The 20,847-nt window shown below is 61.6% G+C and carries 16 protein-coding genes; 12 read left to right on the forward strand and 4 right to left on the reverse strand.

Annotated elements, in window-relative coordinates; genetic code table 11:
* Nucleotides 1–11 precede the first annotated feature (11 nt).
* The 8 genes from ABIE32_RS07270 to ABIE32_RS07305 all read left to right on the forward strand — a co-directional run bounded on the left by ABIE32_RS07270 (nt 12) and on the right by ABIE32_RS07305 (nt 10,818).
* Nucleotides 12–1,046 carry an ABC transporter ATP-binding protein gene (locus ABIE32_RS07270; protein WP_224150278.1) on the forward strand — a complete coding sequence of 345 codons (1,035 nt, stop codon included), beginning with the start codon at nt 12–14 and terminating at the stop codon, nt 1,044–1,046.
* Between the two features lie 63 nt (nt 1,047–1,109).
* Complete coding sequence (gene dalD, locus ABIE32_RS07275) at nt 1,110–2,501, forward strand: D-arabinitol 4-dehydrogenase (protein WP_429015136.1); 1,392 nt, start codon at nt 1,110–1,112, stop codon at nt 2,499–2,501.
* Between the two features lie 46 nt (nt 2,502–2,547).
* Nucleotides 2,548–3,492 (forward strand): carbohydrate kinase family protein, encoded by a 945-nt coding sequence (locus ABIE32_RS07280; protein ID WP_429015137.1) that lies wholly within the window; start codon nt 2,548–2,550, stop codon nt 3,490–3,492.
* 255 nt (nt 3,493–3,747) lie between these two features.
* On the forward strand, nt 3,748–4,689 hold the full coding sequence (locus ABIE32_RS07285) for an AraC family transcriptional regulator (protein WP_429014979.1): 942 nt from the start codon (nt 3,748–3,750) through the stop codon (nt 4,687–4,689).
* Nucleotides 4,690–4,779: 90 nt separating this feature from the next.
* Entirely contained in the window at nt 4,780–6,282 is a 1,503-nt protein-coding gene (gene xylB / locus ABIE32_RS07290) for a xylulokinase (protein ID WP_429014981.1), read from the forward strand.
* A gap of 251 nt (nt 6,283–6,533) precedes the next feature.
* Nucleotides 6,534–7,922: a 2-oxoadipate dioxygenase/decarboxylase HglS gene (gene hglS, locus ABIE32_RS07295; protein WP_429014983.1), complete on the forward strand. Its 1,389-nt coding sequence runs from the start codon at nt 6,534–6,536 to the stop codon at nt 7,920–7,922.
* Nucleotides 7,923–7,925: 3 nt separating this feature from the next.
* Nucleotides 7,926–9,374: an FAD-binding oxidoreductase gene (locus ABIE32_RS07300; RefSeq protein WP_429014985.1), complete on the forward strand. Its 1,449-nt coding sequence runs from the start codon at nt 7,926–7,928 to the stop codon at nt 9,372–9,374.
* Between the two features lie 217 nt (nt 9,375–9,591).
* A complete protein-coding gene (locus ABIE32_RS07305; RefSeq protein WP_429014987.1) occupies nt 9,592–10,818 on the forward strand; it encodes a PLP-dependent aminotransferase family protein in 1,227 nt (408 codons plus the stop codon).
* Between the two features lie 120 nt (nt 10,819–10,938).
* On the opposite strand, the gene ABIE32_RS07310 is transcribed toward ABIE32_RS07305, so the two are convergent.
* Nucleotides 10,939–11,508: an HD domain-containing protein gene (locus tag ABIE32_RS07310; protein ID WP_224150272.1), complete on the reverse strand. Its 570-nt coding sequence runs from the start codon at nt 11,506–11,508 to the stop codon at nt 10,939–10,941.
* A gap of 202 nt (nt 11,509–11,710) precedes the next feature.
* Between ABIE32_RS07310 and ABIE32_RS07315 the strand changes: the two genes are divergently transcribed.
* Entirely contained in the window at nt 11,711–12,682 is a 972-nt protein-coding gene (locus tag ABIE32_RS07315) for a Bug family tripartite tricarboxylate transporter substrate binding protein (RefSeq protein WP_429014989.1), read from the forward strand.
* Between the two features lie 99 nt (nt 12,683–12,781).
* The gene (locus tag ABIE32_RS07320; RefSeq protein ID WP_429014990.1) at nt 12,782–14,254 is read left to right on the forward strand and encodes an N-acyl-D-amino-acid deacylase family protein; all 1,473 of its coding nucleotides are present in this window, start codon (nt 12,782–12,784) and stop codon (nt 14,252–14,254) included.
* A gap of 187 nt (nt 14,255–14,441) precedes the next feature.
* On the opposite strand, the gene groL is transcribed toward ABIE32_RS07320, so the two are convergent.
* From groL to ABIE32_RS07335, 3 genes are all read right to left on the reverse strand, one after another.
* Entirely contained in the window at nt 14,442–16,085 is a 1,644-nt protein-coding gene (gene groL, locus ABIE32_RS07325) for a chaperonin GroEL (protein WP_224150269.1), read from the reverse strand.
* A gap of 90 nt (nt 16,086–16,175) precedes the next feature.
* A complete protein-coding gene (gene groES, locus ABIE32_RS07330) occupies nt 16,176–16,466 on the reverse strand; it encodes a co-chaperone GroES (protein WP_184706909.1) in 291 nt (96 codons plus the stop codon).
* A gap of 417 nt (nt 16,467–16,883) precedes the next feature.
* Nucleotides 16,884–17,567, reverse strand: a complete 684-nt coding sequence (locus tag ABIE32_RS07335) for a TetR family transcriptional regulator C-terminal domain-containing protein (protein ID WP_429014993.1) — start codon at nt 17,565–17,567, stop codon at nt 16,884–16,886.
* A 445-nt stretch (nt 17,568–18,012) separates the two neighbouring features.
* On the opposite strand from ABIE32_RS07335, the gene ABIE32_RS07340 reads away from it, so the two are divergent.
* Nucleotides 18,013–19,374, forward strand: coding sequence for an NAD(P)-dependent oxidoreductase (locus ABIE32_RS07340; RefSeq protein ID WP_429014995.1), 1,362 nt, complete (start codon nt 18,013–18,015; stop codon nt 19,372–19,374).
* A gap of 43 nt (nt 19,375–19,417) precedes the next feature.
* The gene (gene preA, locus ABIE32_RS07345) at nt 19,418–20,740 is read left to right on the forward strand and encodes an NAD-dependent dihydropyrimidine dehydrogenase subunit PreA (RefSeq protein WP_429014996.1); all 1,323 of its coding nucleotides are present in this window, start codon (nt 19,418–19,420) and stop codon (nt 20,738–20,740) included.
* Nucleotides 20,741–20,847: the final 107 nt, after the last annotated feature.

Consider the following 20,847-nt stretch of genomic DNA (forward strand, 5'->3'; position numbering starts at 1 on the left):
GAGACAACATCATGGCTTTCCTCCAACTCAAGAACATCCAGAAGCGGTTTGGCGATGCACACATCATCAAAGGCGTGGATCTGTCGATTGAACAAGGCGAATTCATCGTCTTCGTCGGCCCGTCGGGGTGCGGCAAATCGACCCTGCTGCGCCTGATCGCCGGCCTGGAGCCGGTCAGCAGCGGGCAGATGCTGCTGGACGGACGCGACATCACCCATGCGCCCTCGGGAAAGCGGGATCTGGCAATGGTATTTCAGAGCTACGCGCTCTACCCACACATGAGCGTGTACGACAACATGTCCTTTGCGCTCAAGCTTGCCAAGGTGCCGGCGCCGGAGATCCGGCAGAAGGTCGAAGCCGCCGCTGACAAGCTCAATCTCTCCAAATACCTGCAGCGCACGCCCAAGGAGCTTTCGGGGGGCCAGCGCCAGCGCGTGGCCATCGGGCGCGCGATCGTGCGTGCGCCCAAGGTCTTCTTGTTTGACGAGCCGCTCTCCAATCTGGACGCCGCGTTGCGCGGCAATACACGGGTAGAGATCAAGAAGTTGCACGAATCATTGGGCGCCACGACGATCTACGTGACGCACGACCAGGTGGAAGCCATGACCCTGGCTGACAAGGTGGTGGTGTTCAAGGATGGGCTGATTGAGCAGGTGGGATCGCCACTTGCGCTGTACGACCGACCGGCCAACCAGTTCGTCGCCCAGTTCATTGGTATGCCATCGATGAACATGCTGCCAGCCAACGCGTTGCCTACGGTGTCGCAATTGAGTGACGGGCGATTGCCGGCAGATGGGTTTGTCGGCGTGCGGCCCGAGAGCGTTCGCATCCACCCAGGCGCAGCCAGCGGTATGCCGGGGCGCGTGGAACTGGTGGAAGCGCTGGGGGCAGATACGCTGATCCACGTGAATATCGATGGCATCACCATGGTGGCGCGACAGAACGATCGCACAACGCTGCATGCGGGCGACGGCGTGGGTGTGGAGGTGGATCCGTCGATGCTGCACCTGTTCAACCGTGACGGCCGCAGCCTTGCCGCTGCGTGATTTTGTAGTCAGAATTTCTGGGAGGTCTGTGTGATATCTTCTCCTGCACCCGCCGGACTGGTGGTGCTTCATCTGGGATTGGGTTCCTTTCATCGCGCGCATCAAGCGGCGTACTTGCAGGCATTGCGCGGTGCGGGCGAGGTGCAATGGTCGCTGGCTGGCACCAATCTGCGGCCCGACATGGCGGATGTATTGAATGCGCTGCGTGCGCAAAATGGCGCTTACACGCTGGAAACCGTGTCTCCCGCAGGCGAGTACCGCTACGAGCGCATCGAAGCCATCCAGGAGATCATTCCCTATGTACCGGGCCAGGCTGCCATGCTGGCCCGAGGGGCCGATCCGGCTACACGCATCATCTCGTTCACCGTCACCGAAGCAGGCTACTACCTGAACCACGAGCATCGGCTGGATCTGAGCTACCCCGATCTGTTGGTGGATCTCGAATGCGCACGGCGCGGTCAATTGCGCGCAGAAGGCACGACAATCTATGGCGCAATCACTGCCATTTTGCGCGCGCGCATGGCGGCCAAGGCAGGGCCGGTGACGCTGCTCAATTGCGACAATCTGCGCCACAATGGCGAGCGCTTTCGTGCCGGGCTGCTGGATTTCATTGAATACGCTGGAGATGCGCCGCTGCTGGCGTGGGCCCAAGCGCACACGGCCAGCCCCAACACCATGGTGGACCGCATCACGCCACGCCCGCCTGCCGACCTGCGCGGCCGCGTGCGCCATGCCACTGGCTGGGATGATGCTGCGCCGGTCACCGCCGAGAGCTTCATTCAATGGGTGATCGAGGATGACTTCATTGCTGGTCGCCCGCCTTGGGAGCGCGTGGGTGTGGAACTGGTGCAATCCGTGCAGCCGTACGAGGAAGCCAAGATCCGTATTCTCAACGCCAGCCATAGCTGTATCGCGTGGGCCGCTACACTCTGTGGGCTGCAATACATCCACGAAGGCGTGCGTACGCCAGCCATTCGCCAGATGGCTTACGACTACATTACCAACGATGCCATCCCTTGTCTGAGCCGACCCGGCCACGCCAGTCCCATCGACTTGCCCGCCTACCGCGATGTGGTGCTGGAGCGCTTTTCCAACCCCGCCATCCGTGACACCAACCAGCGTGTGGCGGCCGATGGGTTTGCCAAGATTCCGGGCTTCATCGCGCCCACCGTACGCGAGCGGCTGGCGGCACATGCTGAGGTTGAAAGTGTGGCCATGCTGCCCGCCCTGTTTCTTGCCGTTCTACAGCGCTGGCATGCAGGGCAGTTGAGCTATACCTACCAGGACCAGAGCATGAATCCAGCGGTAGCGCATGCTATCTGCGCCGCTGCCGATCCCGTGGAGGCTTTGTGCGCCGACAAGATTTTGTGGGGCGATATTGCAGGCGAAGCGCGTCTGACCGATGCGGTGCGCCGCGCAGCCAGCCGGGTTGCCCAGTTGCAGGCCGCAGCATGATACAGGCATGGACTGACCTGGCCGGGGGCCTTGTATGACAGCTTCGATGCGCATCGTGTTCGTCGGCGAATCGCTGATCGACTTTACCGCTGCCAGCGGGCTGGTTTTTCAGGGGCACGAGGGTGGCGCGCTCACCAATAGTGCCGTGGCCTGCGCGCGGCTGGGGCAACCGACAGGCTTTGTCACCCAGCTCTCGACGGATCTGTTTGGTGAGCGTCTGCTGGATTACCTGCAAGGCAATGGCATCGACACCCGTTTTGTGCTGCGCAGCGATGCACCCAGTACGCTCGCCTTTGTGGAGCGAACGTCCTCAAGCAACCGCTATGCCTTTTACATGCAGGGCACGGCAGGCACACTCTGGTCGCCAGCGGAGCTACCCCTTCTGCCCGCCAGTTGCCGCTGGCTGCATTTTGGATCGATCGCGCTGCTTCAGGAGCCGGCTGCCACCCGTATTACTGAATTCGTACAAGCACAACGTGGCCAGCGGATGGTGTTGTTCGATCCGAATGCACGGCCCAGCCTGATCGCCGATCCTCTCAGCTGGCGCAAGCGCTGCGAACAATGGTTTGCTGCCGCGGATGTGGTCAAGATGAGTGATGAGGATGCGGCACTGCTGGCGCCGGGGCGGGGGCTCGCCGATGTGGCGGCCGATTGCTTGCGCCTTGGACCACGTGCCATAGTCATCACGCGCGGCGGGGAAGGGGCAACACTGTACCGCCCGGGGGCAGCGCCATTGGAAGTCGCATCGCCCCCTATCAAAGTGGCTGATACCATTGGTGCAGGTGATACCTTTGCGGCGGGCCTGTCGGTGGCTTTGCTGGAGCGTGGGGTTGAAGATGCTGGAGCCTTGGCGGCACTGTCCTCCGAGTGCTGGCGGGATGTTCTGAAGTTTGCCACTGCGGCAGCCGCCATCAACTGCATGCGTGAAGGCGCCAATCCGCCGCATCGCGTGGAAGTGGATGCATTGCTGGCGCACGGAAGCAATGCGTGAATGGCACGGGCGTTGCTCGCCTGCAGGCCTGTTGGCTTGTTGGCCGCGTCCGAGGCTGCATGGATGCCCGCAGTCTCTCGTCCCGGAGTACGCAAAGACCTTCGGGTACATGCTGCAGATACCGTTTGGCTGAAATAGCAGGGGAGAGAGAGTTTCATGGAGCAACGCAATCCTGGTCCGCAAAGCGGCTGGTACATCTGCGCACTGTGGCCCCAGATGATGGCGGCCTTGTGATTTTCCGGCTTTGATGTCGCCATGAGCACATTTCCCCATCCTGTCCAGATGCGACCTCGCCAGCGCCAACCAGAGTTGGAGCGCGAATTTCTGCGCTCCCCTGCACTGGGCTATGAAACGCCAGAAGAGGCCGGTCTGGTGCGTTGCCTGGCGCATGGTTTTCCTACGCCTTTGGCACGCTGGCATTTCCATGACGAGTACGAGCTGCACCTCATCACGGCAACATCGGGCAAGGCCTTCATTGGAGACTGGATCGGCCCGTTTGAGCCGGGCCATCTGGTGTTGTGCGGGCCACGACTGCCACACAACTGGATATCGCTGGAAACGGGTGGAAAAACGGTGGAAGAGCGCGATCTGGTCATCCAGTTTCTCCACGAACCCCTGCAAAGCGCAGGCGAGAGCATTCCCGAACTGCATGATGTAATGCAACTCCTGAGCCGCGCACGCTATGGCGTGGAGTTCTTTGGCGTGTCCGAGCGTGCCCGCGCGCACTGGGATCTGATCAAGGCATCGCGTGGCATTCGGCGCTTTGGCCACTTCTGCGAGCTCATGGCGGATCTGACGCAATGCACGGATTATCGGCTGTTGTCCACCGTGCAAATGCAAGGTGACGGCGGCGCAGAGCAAGACCAGATCAGCCGGATCGTCGATCGCATCACCACCCATGTGGGCAGCTCGATCAGTATGGGCGATCTGGCGGCGGAATTGGGTATGACGGAATCGCGCTTTTCTCGATTCTTTCGACGCTCTACCGGCAACAGCTTTACCGATTTTGTCAATCGTGTGCGCATCAACAATGCATGTCACCTGCTGATGCAGACGGACCACTATGTGACGGACATTTGCTACCAGGTGGGCTTCAACAATGTCGCCAACTTCAACCGCCGCTTTCTGGAAATCAAGGGCATGACGCCAACCGAGTTCCGGCGGCAGGCAGACCACCGGTTTGGAGGCCAGCGTTGATGCAACAGCGCCAGGGCCGCGAATGGCCGGCACGCCGTTGCATGCACAGATTGTGCAATGCCATTTCTCCTTATATGAAAGATTGAACCCATGTATCTTGGGCTGGATCTGGGCACATCTGCGCTGAAGGCCTTGCTGCTGACGGATGAGGGCGACATCGTTGGCATCGCAGATGCGCCGCTTTCGGTCGACCATCCACAGCCGCTGTGGTCGGAACAACACCCCAGCCAATGGGCACAGGCCCTGGAGGGGGTGATGGCCGCGTTGGGCGCACTTCACGCGGATGCCTTGGCCCAGGTCAGAGGTATTGGTCTATCAGGGCAGATGCATGGTGCTGTAGCGCTCGATGCTGCGGGCGCTGTGCTGCGTCCCGCCATACTGTGGAACGATGGCCGCAGCGCGCAGCAGTGCACCAAACTCAGCCAGCGTGTGCCTCACCTGACCCGCATTGCAGGCAATTTGGCCATGCCGGGCTTCACGGCGCCCAAGCTGCTGTGGATGCGTGAGATGGAGCCCGCATTGTTCGCCCGCATCGCTCGCGTGCTATTGCCCAAGGATTGGTTGCGGCTGCTGCTCAGCGGCGATGCGGTGAGCGACATGTCGGATGCCTCCGGCACCCTGTGGCTGGATGTTGGGCAGCGCGATTGGTCGGATGAGCTGTTGGCTGCCACCGGCCTTACAAGGGCTCACATGCCGAAGCTGGTGGAAGGCAGCGACGCATCAGCCTGGCTTCGGCCGGAACTGGCCAGGCGCTGGGGTATCGGCACAGCCCACAAGGGCGGCGTGGTGATTGCGGGGGGCGGTGGCGACAATGCTGCCAGCGCGGTTGGCATGGGTGTGGTCAATCCGGGGCAGGGGTTTGTCTCCCTTGGTACGTCGGGGGTGATCTTCATCGCAGGCCAGCACTTTGCCCCGAACCCCGGGCAGGCCGTGCATGCCTTCTGCCATGCCGTGCCGGGCCGCTGGCACCAGATGTCGGTCATGCTCTCGGCGGCGAGCGCCGTGCGGTGGGCCGTCGGTACGTTGGGTTTCCAGGACGAAGCTGCGCTGCTCGCTGCTGCCGCATCGTTGGACACCAGCGCCCGTGCACATGCTCCGCTGTTTCTTCCCTACCTCTGCGGAGAGCGTTCTCCCCACAACGATCCCCACGCTCAAGGCGTTCTGTTTGGCCTGACCCAGGCACATGGCCGGGCAGACCTGGCGTATGCCGTTGTGGAGGGCGTGAGCATGGGGTTGCGCGATGGCCTGGATACGCTGGAGTCGCCTGCCGGTGCACTGGCGCTGGTGGGTGGGGGCGCACGCAGCACCTGGTGGGCGCAATTGCTGGCGGACATCCTTGAAGTTCCACTCACCTTGCACGAGGGGGGCGAAGCCGGCGGGGCGCTGGGGGCGGCCCGTCTGGCGCACCTGGCCGATGGTGGCATGGCGAGTGCCGTGTGTACAACCCCTGTGGTGCGGCAGCGCTTTGAACCCGATTTCACGAAGGCTGAGAGCCACCAGAGGCGGCATATGCGGTTCAAGGCCTTGTATGCCGGGTTGCGTGCACACTTCACGCCAGAAGCGGGCGGCGTTGGTGGCTTGAAAAGCCAATAGTTGTCTGCACCGGTGGCCGGGTTCCAATAGCCCTGGCCATAGCCAAAGCGCGCTGCAGATGTGCATGCGGCGCTCTGAGCCCGTCTTGATATTGTGCGTATTTGGAACAAAGTCGCGCGCTATTGGCGTTTGACCGCAGGCAAGGCGGCTTCTAGCATCATGCGCAGTGAAGGATAGGACGGTCGATGGCGAGAAAATTGCCACCTACGCCTATCCTGCATGGTTTTAATGCTATTAAATTCATACTTGTAATGACTGCGTTTGTTCACCCCGATGAAGTTCGCGCGCGCTTTTCCCGCGCCATGTCCGATATGTACCGCGAAGAAGTGCCGCAATACGGCTCCTTGATCGACCTGGTGGCCGATGTGAACGGGCAGGTGCTGCAGGCGCAGCCACAGCTGGCGGCAGCCATGCAGCAGGCCGATGAATTGGCGCGGCTGGATGTGGAGCGCCACGGCGCCATCCGTGTCGGCACGCAGAAGGAGCTGTCCACGCTGCGCCGCCTGTTCGCCGTGATGGGCATGGAAGCCGTGGGCTACTACGATCTGTCGGTAGCCGGTGTGCCTGTGCATTCCACCGCCTTCCGGCCGGTCGCCACACAGTCGCTCAACCGCAATCCGTTTCGGGTGTTCACCTCGCTGCTGCGCCTGGACCTGATCGCCGATGCTGCCTTGCGCGACGAGGCTGCCGCCATTCTGGCCAAACGCAATATCTTCACGGCACGGGCGCTGGCGCTGATTGCGCAGCATGAAGCCGCTGGTGGCCTGACGGATGCCGAAGCCACCGAGTTTGTGAACGAGGCGCTGGAGACCTTCCGCTGGCACAGCGAGGCCACTGTCGACGCGGCCACCTACGACAAGCTGCACAAGGCGCACCGCCTGATTGCCGATGTGGTCTGCTTCAAAGGCCCGCACATCAACCACCTGACGCCGCGTACGCTGGACATCGATGCCGCACAGGCGGGCATGCCGCAGCATGGCATGGATGCCAAGGATGTGGTCGAAGGCCCGCCGCGCCGCAATTGCCCGATTCTGCTGCGCCAGACCAGCTTCAAGGCGCTGCAGGAAAAGGTGAACTTTCCCGGCGACAGCAGTGGCCAGGGTACCCACACCGCGCGCTTTGGCGAGATTGAACAGCGCGGCGTGGCACTCACCCGCAAGGGCCGCGCGCTGTATGACGAGCTGCTGGCCAATGTGCGCAGCATGGGCAATGCCGGCAGCGCCAGCACCAACTACCAGGATCGCCTGCAGACGGCGTTTGCGGCCTTCCCCGACGCGCACGAAGCAATGCGCCAGCAGGGCCTGGCCTTTTACCGCTATGTGCTGCAAAGCACTGATGCGGACCTGGCTCCAGATGCCGCTGATACCGATATCGAAGCGCTGATCGCAAGCGGCGTCGTCCGCGCCGAGCCCATCGTGTACGAAGATTTTCTGCCTGTCAGTGCGGCAGGCATCTTCCAGTCCAACCTGGGTGGCGAAGAGCAGAAACACTACGCAGCCAACCAGGCCCAACAGGCTTTTGAAGCCGACCTGGGGGCCAAGGTGCACGACGAGATTGCGTTGTACCAATCGATGCAGGATGAGTCGCTGCGTGCTGTCCGCGCAGCGCTGTTTGCCAATGCTGCAGAAAGCGTGGCCTGAGTCATGAGTGCAATCGAGGCAAGCCATACAGTGGACAACACGGCGCTGCTGGCCGAGCTGCACGCCATCGTGGGCGCCAGCGGTGTGCTGCAGGGTGCCGATATGGCCGCCTACGAAGAAGGCGCGCGCTACGGCCAGGGCCACGCGCGCCTGGTGGTGCGGCCAGCGAATGTTGAGCAGGTGCAAGCGGTGGTGCGCCTCTGCGCGGCGCAGCGGATTCCGCTTTTGCCGCAAGGGGCCAACACCGGCATGGTGGGGGCCAGCACGCCCGACATGAGCGGCACGCAGATCGTGCTGAACCTGTCGCGCCTGCGCGCCACCTGCGAGGTGGATGCAGCCAACCGCAGCGTGGTGGTGGATGCTGGCGTCACTTTGCAGGAGTTGAATGACAAGCTGGAGCCGCATGGCCTGTGGTTTCCCATCGACCTGGGCGCCAATCCATCGATTGGCGGCATGATTGCCACCAACACCGGTGGCACGCGCCTGATCCGCTACGGCGATGTGCGCTCCAACCTGATGGCGGTGCAGGCTGTGCTGATGCACCCGCCGGGTGAAGTGGTGGAGCTGGGCCGCGCGCTGCGCAAGAACAATACCGGCGTGGACTGGAAGCAACTGCTGGTGGGTGGTTCGGGCGCTGGCGCCATCGTCACGCAGGCCACGATACAGGTGCATGCGCGCCCCACGCAGCGGGCCACGGCGCTGGTGGTGCCTGCATCGGATGAGGCCGTGATGGAGCTGCTGCAGGCCATGGAGCGTGATCTGGGTGACTGGCTGGCCGCGTTTGAAGGTATCTCCGGCAATGCCATGCAAGCCGCCATTGACCATGTGCCCAATCTGCGCAACCCGTTTGCACCCGAAGGCGCACCTGATTTCGCCATTCTGATCGAGCTGGAGGCCAATGCGGCCACCAAGTACAGCAATCTGGATCTGCAGGAAGCACTGAACGGCTTTTTGGAAGACCAGTTTGAAACGACCATCGTCAACGCGGCGCTGGGCAACGCGCAAGAGCTCTGGCACCTGCGCCACAGCATCAGCGAAGGCGCGCGTGCGCTGGGCAAGCCGATTGCGTTCGACGTTTCCGTACCGCGCTCGCGCATCATGGAATTTTGCCGCCAAGGCCGTGCACTGGTGGCGCGCGACTACCCGTTTCTGACGGTGGTGGATTTCGGACACATTGCCGATGGCGGCGTGCATTTCAATGTCATCTGGCGCAAGGATGCAGCCGAGCCATACGACGCAGCCGTGGTGCAGCGCCTGCGCGATGCGATCTACACGATGGTGGTGCAGGATTTTGGTGGCAGCTATAGCGCCGAGCATGGCGTGGGCCCGCACAACATCGCTTACTACCGGCAATTCACACCTGCGCTGCTGCAGCAATGGGCCGATGGCTGGCGCGAGCGGCTCGATCCGCAGCGCCTGTGCGGCACAGTGGATCTGGGTGTGGCCAAGTAGAAATAGGAAATAGGGCGCGTGCAGTCTGGCAGATGCTTTCAAAAGCATCGCTGACAGCGCGCACCTTGCTTCAGTCTGCAATATGAGAATTGTCCAAAGCCAATAGAGACAGACGTCGAGCAGGCGCTTTTTGATGTAACCGGGGCCCGATCCTGGTGTGCCGCATGCCTGTCCGGATCAGATTTCCTATTCAAGAACAACAAGGAGACACGCAACCATGTCATTTTTCCGCTTCACCCCGGCATTCGCCAATCCGCAGGGCTCGCCGATCCGCGAACTGTTTCCTTATCTCAGCCGCCCCGGCATGATCTCGCTGGCTGGTGGCTATCCATCGCCCAGCCTGTTTGATCAGGAAGGGCTCGCAACGGCGGCGGCACAGGCCATGACCACGGGGGCCACCGCACTGCAGTATGGTGCTACCGAAGGCTCACCCGCACTGCGTGAACAACTGGCGGCGCAGTGCCAGGCGCGCGGCATTCGCTGTGCAGCCAGCGACGTACTGGTGACCACCGGCTCCCAGCAGGGCTTTGATCTGTTGCTGCGGGTGCTGGTGCAGCCCGGTGATGTGGTGTGCGTGGAGACGCCGGCCTATCCGGCGACCATTGCGGCGTTGCGCCAGGCCGGTGCCCGTATCCTGAGCACACCGGTGGATGGGCATGGCCTGAACGTGGATGCATTGCAGGTGCTGCTGGAAGAGCTGCCTGCAGATGAGCGCCCGCGTCTCCTCTATACCGTGCCCAATTTCTCCAACCCCTGCGGCACCTTGCTGACGCAGGAGCGGCGAACCAGGCTGGTGCAACTGGCACTGCAATACGGCTTTGTTGTGGTGGAAGACGATCCCTACGGCGAACTGGCCTTTACCGACCAGCGCCCCGCGCCGGTTTATGCAGCGGCGCAGCAGCTGCTGCAAGAGCAGAGAGGCGAGGCGGAAGGCGAGAACCCGGTTGTATACCTGTCGAGCCTCTCCAAAACCGTGGCACCCGGCTTGCGCGTGGGCTGGATGGTGGCAGACCCCGCCGTGCTGCGCCGCTGCATTGTGGCCAAGCAGACCAACGACTTGTGCACTTCGCCGCTGGCGCAGGCGGTGGCGGCGAGCTACCTGCAGTCGGGCCGCTACGCCCAGGCGGTGGCTGCGGCGTGTGCCGAGTACCGGCGCCGCATGCAGGCGCTGACCGATGGAATGAAGGCCCGACTGGGTGATCTTGTGCAGTTTGTGCAGCCTGCAGGCGGCATGTTTGTCTGGCTCACATTCGACAAAGGCATTGATCCGCAAAAGCTGTTTGATGCAGCGGTTGCTGCCAATGTGATCTTTGTGCCGGGCAAGGCCTTTTATGCCGACAATGCCGATCTGCACTCCATGCGCCTGTCCTTCGCTGCACCGGATGTGGCGCAGATCGAGCAGGCCGTGGAGCGCCTGGCACAGGCATTCGAGGAGGCGCGATAAGGGCTGGTTCTAGGCTTCAGCTTTTTTGCATACCCAGGCCCGCGGTTTTCATGGAGCCGCGGGCCTTTTCACGCCAGCGATTGCTCGGAGGCGGGTACCGCCCGCCTTGTGTGCCACCAGTCAGTTGCCCTGCATTCTTTGGCGCGTGTCCTCGTCCACCGCCTGGCGTAGCGCTGCAAAGAGCGGCGTGGCATCAGTGTATTGGCGACCATAGGAGAGGTTGAAGCCGTAATCGAAATCCGCAGGGTTCTGCCCCTGGTTGTGCTGCAGGATGGTCTCCAGCTTGTCCAGCGCCTTGACCGCCCGGGCCTCGGGGCTGGCGGCATCTTCGTACTCCTGCCACAGGGCCAGCAAGGCATCCTGCTGCGCGGACTCCAGCGTTTGGCTCAGTTGCAGCAGATCGCTTTTTTCCTGCGCGCTCTTGTCGGGATGTGCGCCTTTGTCGATGGCGGGAATATCGCCGTGAATGGCCTCGCCCAGGTCGTGAATGATGCACATCTTGAGCAGTTTGCACATGTCGAGCGGGCCCAGTTCCTGCTCGAATGTCATGGCCATCAGGCACAGCCGCCAGCTGTGTTCGGCGGTGCTTTCTGGTCTGCCGGTGGAAGTATGCGCGCTTCTGAGCACGCTCTTGAGACGCTCGGCTTCGCGCAGGAATTGCAGCTGGCCCAGGAGGTTCTTGCTTGTCATGGATTCTTTGGGATGAACTTGTTTCAAGACCAAGCCTATCGGATCTGCCTCTACCCATGTGGCGTGGGGATTTCGTGTGTTTTGCCAACCGCTGCAAATCACATCGCGCGGGCGTAGAAACACATGCGCGACAGCACTTGCGCAGAGCCGCCTCTAGCATGGCATGCGCTTAGCCCGACAGATCACAGACAAGGAGAGCCGCATGGCCGCAGGGAACTGGAAACGCCTATGGGTAATGGCTGCTGCATGCGCGGCCGCCTTTGCAGCGCAGGCCGCATACCCGGACAAGCCGATCAAGATCATCGTGCCCGGAGTGGCAGGTGGCAGCCCCGATGTGCTCACGCGCCTGATCGGCAACGAGCTGTCCAAAAAACTGGGCCAGCCTGTGGTAATCGACAACAAGGGCGGCGCGGGCGGCAATATCGGCATCCAGGCCCTGGTCAGCGCTGCGCCCGACGGCTACACGCTGGCCTATGGCAACAATGCCACGCTGACGACCAACGAGTTTCTTTTCAGCCGCTTGCCCTACAACCCGCAGACTCTGGTGCTGGTGGGCGGTATAGCCACCACCAGCAGCTTCTTGCTGGTCAACAACAACGTGCCTGCCAAAACGGTGACCGAGCTTGTGGCCTACGGCAAGAAGGCAGACAAGCCCTTGCAGTATGGATCGGGGGGCATCGGCACCACCAGCCATCTGGGAGCGGAGCTGTTCAAGACGAAGATGGGCCTGCAATCGGCGGAACACATTCCTTACAAGGGCTCGCCGCAGGCCATGGGCGACTTGATGGCAGGTAGCCTGCAGTTCTATTTTGAGAACATTGTGACCGCTGCCCCGCAGGTACAGGCTGGCAAGGTGCGCGCGTTGGCGGTGACCAGCAAGGAGCGCTCACCCCAGTTCCCCGATCTGCCGACGATGCAGGAAGCCGGGGTGCCCGGCTTCGTGATGAATGCCTGGGGCGGGTTGGTGGCACCGCCGGGTACACCACGCGATGTGGTGATGGCGCTGAACACCGCGCTGAACGACGTGCTCAAAACCCCCGAGATCATTGCGCAGCTCGATCGGATGGCTTTCAAGCCTCTGGGCGGGCCGCCGGAAGCCTTCAAGACCTTGGCCGATTCGGAGCGCGCGCAATGGGGCGCCGTGGTCAAGGCCAGTGGCGCCAAGGTGGATTGATAATTTTTGATTGAAAATGGCCTTTGGCGCTTTCCCAGATTGCGCTGACAGCTTCTGTTTTTATAGTGTTTTCATCGTATTGAACCTCGGGGCTGCACCATGGCAGAACAGCATTTTGAGATATTGATTCGCGGTGGCGAAGTGATTGACGGCAGCAAGCGCCCGCGCTTCAAGGCCGATGTGGGCATTCGCGCGGGCCAGATTGCGGCCATCGGCGATCTGCAGGCTGCCACGGCTGACCAGGTCATCGATGCGGCAGGCAAGATCGTCGCGCCCGGTTTCATCGATTCGCATACGCACGATGACCAGGCGTTGCTGCTGCAGCCTCAGATGGAGTTCAAGGTGTCGCAAGGCGTGACGGCGGTGGTGACAGGCAACTGCGGTATCAGCGTGGCGCCACTGCTGCCGGAATCGCCTATGCCTGCGCCGCTCAATCTGCTGAGCGACGCGAAGACCCGGTTTTCCACCTTCAAGGAGTACCTGGCCGCACTCACGGCAGCGCCGCCTGCCGTCAATGTGATCCCCATGGTGGGCCACACCAACCTGCGCGTGCTGGCGATGAGCGATCTGAACCGCGCAGCCAGCCAGGACGAGATTGCGCACATGCAGGCGCTGCTGCGCGAGGCGCTGGCGGCGGGCGCCGTAGGACTCTCCACCGGTACTTACTATCCGCCGGCTGCCGCCGCGACTACCGAAGAAGTGAGCGAGGTAGCCAAGCCCCTGGCTGAATTCGATGCGCTGTACGTAACCCATATGCGCGACGAAGGTGTGCACTGCCAGCAGTCTATCGACGAAACCCTGCAGATTGGCCGAGGTGCGCAGGCCGCCGTGGTCATTTCGCACCACAAGCTGGCGGGCCAGGCCAACTGGGGCAATTCGACCAAGACCCTGCCGCAGATCGATTCGGCGATGCATTGCCAGTGCGTATCGCTCGACTGCTACCCCTACCATGCCAGCTCCACCATGCTGCACCTGCAGGAAGAGCGCCTGCCCGGCAAGATACTGATCGCCACCAGCGAGCCGCACCCGGAGCTGCAAGGCAAGGAGCTGGGCGAGGTCGCCAAGGGTTGGGGCGTCTCCCGCGCCGAAGCATCGGCCCGCCTGCAACCAGCCAGCGCCATCTACTTCAGCATGGACGAGCGCGATGTGCAGCGCATCCTCCGTTTCGAGCCCACCATGATCGGTTCGGACGGCATTCCTTCCAACGAGCGCCCGCACCCGCGCCTGTGGGGCACCTTCCCGCGCGTGCTGGGCCACTACAGCCGCGATGTAGGCCTGTTTCCGCTGGAGACCGCCGTGTGGAAGATGACGGGCCTGACTGCTCAGGTCTTTGGTGTTGAGCGCCGTGGAGTGCTGGCGGAAGGCAACTTTGCCGATGTGACCGTGTTCGATCCGCACACGGTACGCGACACCGCTACCTTTGACGACCCGATGCAGGCCGCTGCAGGCATTGACTGTGTGATCGTGAACGGCGCTGTCGCCTACGAAGCGGGTACCTACCTGGGAACGCGTACAGGCGCGGTGCTCAAGCGCACGGCGCCAGCCAAGAAGAGCCCTGGGATGGCTGCATAAGCATGGAATTTTGAAGAAATTGGCTCCCGACATGCGTCGGATAAGCGTTAGATGCTAATTAATTGATAGCAGTCTTGTCCGCATACAGGCATGAAAAAACCCGGCCACCAAAAGGTGCCGGGTTTTCTGTATCAGGCCCTGGCGCAGAACGCCGAGGCCCGATGGTGTGCTATGACAGCGGTGGCAATTACATGCCCATGCCGCCCATGCCACCCATGCCGCCCATGTCGGGCATGGCAGGAGCGGATTCAGCCTTGGGGGCTTCTGCGATCATGCACTCGGTGGTCAACAGCAGCGATGCCACGGAAGCAGCGTTCTGCAGTGCGGTACGGGTCACCTTGGTTGGGTCCAGGATACCCATTTCCAGCATGTCGCCGTAGGTGTCGTTGGCAGCATTGAAGCCGAAGTTGCCGTTGCCCTTGAGCACGGCATCCACCACCACCGATGGCTCGCCACCGGCGTTGGACACGATTTCACGCAGAGGCGCTTCGATGGCCTTGAGCACCAGCTTGATGCCGGCGTCTTGCTCGGCATTGCCGGTAGCCAGGCTGCCCACGGCTTGCTTGGCGCGCAGCAGGGCCACGCCACCGCCGGCCACAATGCCTTCTTCCACGGCAGCACGGGTTGCGTGCAGCGCGTCTTCCACGCGGGCCTTCTTTTCCTTCATTTCGACTTCGGTTGCAGCGCCAACCTTGATCACAGCAACACCGCCGGCCAGCTTGGCCACGCGCTCTTGCAGCTTTTCACGGTCGTAGTCGCTGGTCGCTTCTTCGATCTGGGCACGGATTTGCTTGACGCGGGCTTCGATTTCAGCAGCTTGACCAGCACCGTCGATGATGGTGGTGTTTTCCTTGCCGATTTCGACGCGCTGGGCTTGGCCCAGGTCTTCCAGGGTCACCTTTTCCAGGGACAGGCCGACTTCTTCAGCGATGACCTTGCCACCGGTCAGGATGGCGATGTCTTCCAGCATGGCCTTGCGGCGGTCGCCGAAGCCAGGAGCCTTCACAGCCACAACCTTCAGGATGCCGCGGATGGTGTTGACCACCAGGGTTGCCAGGGCTTCGCCTTCGACGTCTTCTGCAATGATCAGCAGAGGACGGCCAGCCTTGGCCACGGCTTCCAGCGTAGGCAGCAGGTCACGGATGTTGCTGATCTTCTTGTCGAACAGCAGCACGAAGGGGTTGTCCAGGACAGCGGCTTGCTTTTCTGGGTTGTTGATGAAGTAGGGCGACAGGTAGCCGCGGTCAAACTGCATGCCTTCAACGACGTCGAGTTCGTTGTCCAGCGACTTGCCTTCTTCGACGGTGATCACGCCTTCCTTGCCGACCTTGTCCATCGCGTCAGCAATGATCTTGCCCACGGATTCGTCGGAGTTGGCGGAGATCGAGCCGACCTGGGCGATTTCCTTGGAGGTGGTGGTAGCCTTGGATTGCTTCTTGAGCTCTTCCACCAGGGCGGCGACAGCCTTGTCGATGCCGCGCTTGAGGTCCATTGGGTTCAGGCCAGCGGCCACGTACTTGGAGCCTTCGCGCACGATGGCCTGGGCCAGCACGGTAGCGGTGGTGGTGCCGTCACCGGCGATGTCGTTGGTCTTGGAGGCCACTTCCTTCACGAGCTGGGCGCCCATGTTCTGCAGCTTGTCCTTGAGTTCCACTTCCTTGGCCACGGACACACCGTCCTTGGTCACGGTAGGGGCGCCGAACGAGCGCTCCAGCACCACGTTGCGGCCCTTGGGGCCCAGGGTTACCTTGACGGCGTTTGCCAGAATGTTCACGCCTTCAACCATGCGTGCACGTGCTTCACCGCCGAATACTACGTCTTTTGCTGCCATTTTTGGCTCCTACAAAGATTGGGTTCAAATATGCTTCCAGGGCCGATGTATCAAACTCTGGTAGCTATGAAAATTGAATGAGCGAAAAGATTACTTTTCGACGACTGCGAACAGGTCTTCTTCTTTCATTACCAGCAACTCGTTGCCGTCGACCTTCACGGTCTGGCCAGAGTACTTGCCGAACAGCACGCGGTCACCGACCTTCACGCCCATGGCGATGGCTTCGCCCTTGTCGTTCTTCTTGCCTGGGCCGACAGCCAGCACTTCGCCTTGGTCGGGCTTTTCCGCTGCGTTGTCAGGAATGTAGATGCCCGAAGCCGTCTTGGTTTCGTTTTCCAGGCGCTTAACGATCACGCGATCGTGCAGAGGACGCAGGTTCATAACAACTCCTTCAATATCAAATACCGGGTTTTGATGGGAAAAGGCCCAGCGCAAAGGGCCAAGCCTTGAGTGCAAAACGGTCAGGAATGGCGAACCAGAGCCGCTAACACAACCCAGCAAATCGTAGATTTACGGTTGAGACGAGGCGCGAGGCAGCAGGCAGTACAGATATACGACAAGGCCGAGCAACGACGTATCAAGGGTTGTGTTAGCGGCACTTAGCACTCCACCCCTTCGAGTGCTAATAATAAGGGTGTTTGATGACAGTTCAAGAGCGGGGGGTTAAAAAATCGGCGTTGGCCGCTCATGGTCTTGCAGGGTTTCAGGCGAAAATGAGAATAAGCGCTTGCAGCGCAAGCGCATATAGCTATTGAAACAGGAGCAAATTGGAGCCTTCGTATCTTTTGAAGGAAGCCATCAGCCCGCCAGATCGACCTTCAGGGTGGCTGCAATCATCTGCACGAGCAGGGTTTCAGCCGCCAGGTAATCGGTGGGTTCAAGCTGGCTTTGGCCCAGCAGCAAAGCAAACTGGGTGCGCTGGTCCACGTAGCCCTGGGTCAGTGCCCAGATGGTGAACATCAGATGGGTGAAATCGACCCGCGCAATCAGGCCTTGCGTGGCCCAGTACTCAAACACGGCCACGTTGGCCGCCAGCAGCGGTGCAATGCGTTCGCGCACGGCAGCGCCCGCAAAGGGGGCACCCGCAATCATCTCCTTGGTGAACAGTTGGCTCGCAAAGGGGCGGTTGCGCGAAAACGCAAACTTGGCGCGGATGTACTCGCGGATCTGCTGGCGGGGATCACCGTCTTTGGACAGGTCTGTCATGTGGACAAGCCAGTCGTCCAGCAGCGATTCGAGTACGGCCTGGTACAGCGCCTCCTTGCTGGGGTAGTAGTACAGCAGGTTGTGGCGGCTGAAACCCGATGCTGCGCCAATGGCCTCGAGCGAGGCGCCCTCAAAACCATCGCGTGCAAACACTTCTTCGGCGCAGGAGAGGATGTGGTTCTGCTTGCGCAGGCGTGCCGCCGACGGGCCGCGCAGCAGGCTGTAGCCCGAAGATGAATCCGCGGAGGCGGTGGAGGACGGTGACGCGCTGGACATGGCAACTCACAAGCTCGGATGGCGCCACAAGCTGGGACGGGCGCCTACCTGCCTATTGTGCGGCCAGATGCCATGCCCATTGCGTACTTTGATGCACAACAAAATGAACCCAGTCTTTCAGGTGTATGAAGTGGCGGTGCTCAGCACGCTGCGCGCAAGCAGTCCGTAATCGATTGTTCAATGCTAGTGTTTTTACCAGTGCGTAAAACTTTAATAAGGCTTTTAATGGATTTCAACAGCGTTGCGGCAACAGCAGCGCAGAAGATAAAACACCCACGATGAGGGCCTGATGAACCCTCCCCGGTTGGTGCAGCTTTGGAGGCAGACGGATTGCGCAGCATTCCAGTCTGCTTGGTTGAGTTGTGGATGCGATGGCGCTGGGAAGGCGGCAGAGTCACGACGCCGCTCGAACTGGTGCTGATAACCCGGTCGAGGAGGATGAGTCATGGACGGATCCAAGGGATGCGGTGTGCGCGCAGGACGGCTTGGCGCGGATCAATACGCCGACAATTTTTCCGATGCACACCCGCCGCTGACGTGGGCGCAGGCATCGATCGAAGCCGAGCGCTGCTATTACTGCTACGACGCGCCCTGTGCCACGGCCTGTCCCACCAGCATCGATGTGCCCAGCTTCATTGCCCGCATCGCGCAGGACAATATCCGGGGCGCGGCCAAAACCATTCTCGAATCGAATCCGCTGGGCGGCATGTGCGCCCGGGTGTGCCCCACCGAGGTGCTGTGCGAGCAGGCCTGCGTGCGCAACACCAATGAGGACAAGCCAGTGGAAATCGGCGCACTGCAGCGCTACGCAACCGACCGGTTCATGGCTGCTGGCGGCGCCCCGCTGTTCAAGCGGGCCGACCCCACGGGCAAGAAGGTGGCCGTGGTGGGGGCGGGCCCTGCCGGGCTGGCATGCGCACACCTGCTGGCCTTGCAAGGTCACGATGTGAGCCTGCTGGACGCCAAGCCCAAGCTCGGTGGCTTGAATGAGTATGGCCTTGCCAGCTACAAGACCGCCGATGATTTCGCGCAGAAGGAAATTGACTGGCTGCTGTCGGTGGGGGGCATTGCCCCACGAAACAACCAGCGGCTGGGCCGTGACTTTACCCTGGACAGCCTGCTGGCCAGCCACGACGCCGTGTTTCTGGGCCTGGGCCTTGCCGGTGTCAATGATCTGGGCATTGCCGAGCCAGCGGCCCAGGGCTTGCGCAACGCGGTCGATTTCATTGCCGATATTCGCCAGGCGAGCGATAAATCCACGGTGCCTGTGGGCCGGCGTGTAGTGGTGATCGGTGGCGGCATGACTGCGGTGGATGCCGCCGTCCAGGCCCGCCTGCTGGGCGCAGAAGAAGTCACCATCGTCTACCGGCGCGGACAGGATGCCATGTCGGCGTCGACCGTGGAGCAGCAATGGGCGCAGACCCATGGCGTGACGATCCGTCTGTGGGCAGCGCCGCAGGAGGTGCTGGTGGAAAACGGTGCAGTTACCGGCATACGCCTGGCAGGCACGCAGCAGGTGGATGGCAAGCTGCAGAACACTGGGGAAACCACGGTGCTTGCTGCCGACATGGTGCTCAAGGCCATCGGGCAGAGCTATATCGCAGAGCCTGCGGGTTCGCGTGTTGCTCTCAAGGGGGGGCGGATCGAGACGGACGATGACGGCCAGACCAGCGTGGAGCGGGTATGGGCCGGGGGTGACTGCCGTTGGGGCGGCCGCGATCTGACGGTGGAGGCTGTGGAGCATGGCAAACGCGCCGCTGCAGCCATGCACCGCATGCTGATGCGCGAAGTCGGCATCAGCGCATGACAGCGCGCAATACGCACCGTTTCCACTGAATCAAGGAGTCGTCATGGCCGATATTCGCAGCAATTTCCTGGGTATCCGCAGTCCCAATCCCTTCTGGCTGGCGTCTGCGCCTCCCACCGACAAGGAAATCAATGTCACCCGCGCCTACGAAGCCGGCTGGGGCGGCGTGGTCTGGAAGACGCTGGGTGAGGACCCGCATGTGGTCAACGTCAACGGGCCGCGTTATTCCACGCTCATGTCGCAGGACCGGCGCGTGGTGGGCCTCAACAACATCGAGCTGATCACCGACCGGCCGTTGAAGACCAATCTGGAAGAGATGACCCGGGTGAAGCGGGCCTGGCCGGACCGCGCGCTGATTGCATCGCTGATGGTGCCTTGCGTGGAAGAGAGCTGGAAGCGCATCCTGCCGATGGTTGAAGACACCGGCGCCGATGGTATCGAGCTGAATTTTGGCTGCCCACACGGCATGAGTGAGCGTGGCATGGGCGCGGCAGTTGGCCAGGTACCTGAGTACATCCAGATGGTGACCGAATGGTGCAAGCACTACAGCCGTCTGCCGGTGATCGTGAAGCTCACGCCCAACATCACGGATGTGCGTTTTCCGGCGCGGGCGGCCAAGGCGGGCGGGGCCGATGCGGTGTCGCTGATCAACACCATCAATTCGGTGATGGGCGTGAACCTGGATACGCTGGTGATGCACCCCAGCACCGACGGACAGGGGTCGCACGGTGGCTACTGCGGCCCAGCCGTCAAACCGATTGCCCAGAACATGGTGGCCGAGATCGCCCGCGATCCGCAGACTGCGGGCCTGCCCATCTCGGGGATTGGCGGCATCACCACCTGGAAGGATGCGGCCGAATACATTGCGCTGGGTTGCGGCACGGTGCAGGTGTGCACCGCCGCCATGGTGTATGGCTTCAAGATCGTGCAGGACATGTGCGATGGCCTGTCGAACTACATGGACTCGCATGGTTTCAAGACCATCGATGACTTCTGTGGCCGTGCGGTGCCCACCGTCAAGGACTGGAAGGACCTGAACCTCAACCACATCGACAAGGCGGTGATCAACCAGGACAGCTGCATCCAGTGCGGGCGCTGCCATGTGGTGTGCGAAGACACCTCGCACCAGGCCATCTTCTATAACAAGGGCGAGGCGGGTGAACGCCGCTTCGAGGTGAACGAAGCCGAATGCGTGGGCTGCAACCTGTGCGTCTCGATCTGCCCGGTGCCCGACACGATCTCGATGCGCAGCCTTCAGCCCGGTGAGGTGGACGCGCGCACCGGCAAAGCCGTGACGGGCGAGTATGCCAACTGGACGACACACCCCAACAACCCGGCTCGGGTGACGGCGCAGGTCGCGCCATAAATGGCTGGCGCGCTATCACCTGTGGTGGCGCGCTTTTTGCTTTGTCAGAAGTGCCTACAGGATGGAACGCAAGATTTTGGATTTGGATGATTAGAACGTATTGAAAA

Source organism: Comamonas sp. 4034 (genome assembly GCF_050434545.1).
Lineage (GTDB): Bacteria > Pseudomonadota > Gammaproteobacteria > Burkholderiales > Burkholderiaceae_C > Comamonas > Comamonas odontotermitis.

Coding starts and splice junctions, on each gene's coding strand:
- ABIE32_RS07270 (WP_224150278.1), top strand. CDS start 12: ATGGCTTTCCTCCAACTCAAGAACATCCAGAAGCGGTTTGGCGATGCA.
- ABIE32_RS07280 (WP_429015137.1), top strand. CDS start 2,548: ATGCGCATCGTGTTCGTCGGCGAATCGCTGATCGACTTTACCGCTGCC.
- ABIE32_RS07285 (WP_429014979.1), top strand. CDS start 3,748: ATGAGCACATTTCCCCATCCTGTCCAGATGCGACCTCGCCAGCGCCAA.
- xylB (WP_429014981.1), top strand. CDS start 4,780: ATGTATCTTGGGCTGGATCTGGGCACATCTGCGCTGAAGGCCTTGCTG.
- hglS (WP_429014983.1), top strand. CDS start 6,534: ATGACTGCGTTTGTTCACCCCGATGAAGTTCGCGCGCGCTTTTCCCGC.
- ABIE32_RS07300 (WP_429014985.1), top strand. CDS start 7,926: ATGAGTGCAATCGAGGCAAGCCATACAGTGGACAACACGGCGCTGCTG.
- ABIE32_RS07305 (WP_429014987.1), top strand. CDS start 9,592: ATGTCATTTTTCCGCTTCACCCCGGCATTCGCCAATCCGCAGGGCTCG.
- ABIE32_RS07310 (WP_224150272.1), bottom strand. CDS start 11,508: ATGACAAGCAAGAACCTCCTGGGCCAGCTGCAATTCCTGCGCGAAGCC.
- ABIE32_RS07315 (WP_429014989.1), top strand. CDS start 11,711: ATGGCCGCAGGGAACTGGAAACGCCTATGGGTAATGGCTGCTGCATGC.
- ABIE32_RS07320 (WP_429014990.1), top strand. CDS start 12,782: ATGGCAGAACAGCATTTTGAGATATTGATTCGCGGTGGCGAAGTGATT.
- groL (WP_224150269.1), bottom strand. CDS start 16,085: ATGGCAGCAAAAGACGTAGTATTCGGCGGTGAAGCACGTGCACGCATG.
- groES (WP_184706909.1), bottom strand. CDS start 16,466: ATGAACCTGCGTCCTCTGCACGATCGCGTGATCGTTAAGCGCCTGGAA.
- ABIE32_RS07335 (WP_429014993.1), bottom strand. CDS start 17,567: ATGTCCAGCGCGTCACCGTCCTCCACCGCCTCCGCGGATTCATCTTCG.
- ABIE32_RS07340 (WP_429014995.1), top strand. CDS start 18,013: ATGGACGGATCCAAGGGATGCGGTGTGCGCGCAGGACGGCTTGGCGCG.
- preA (WP_429014996.1), top strand. CDS start 19,418: ATGGCCGATATTCGCAGCAATTTCCTGGGTATCCGCAGTCCCAATCCC.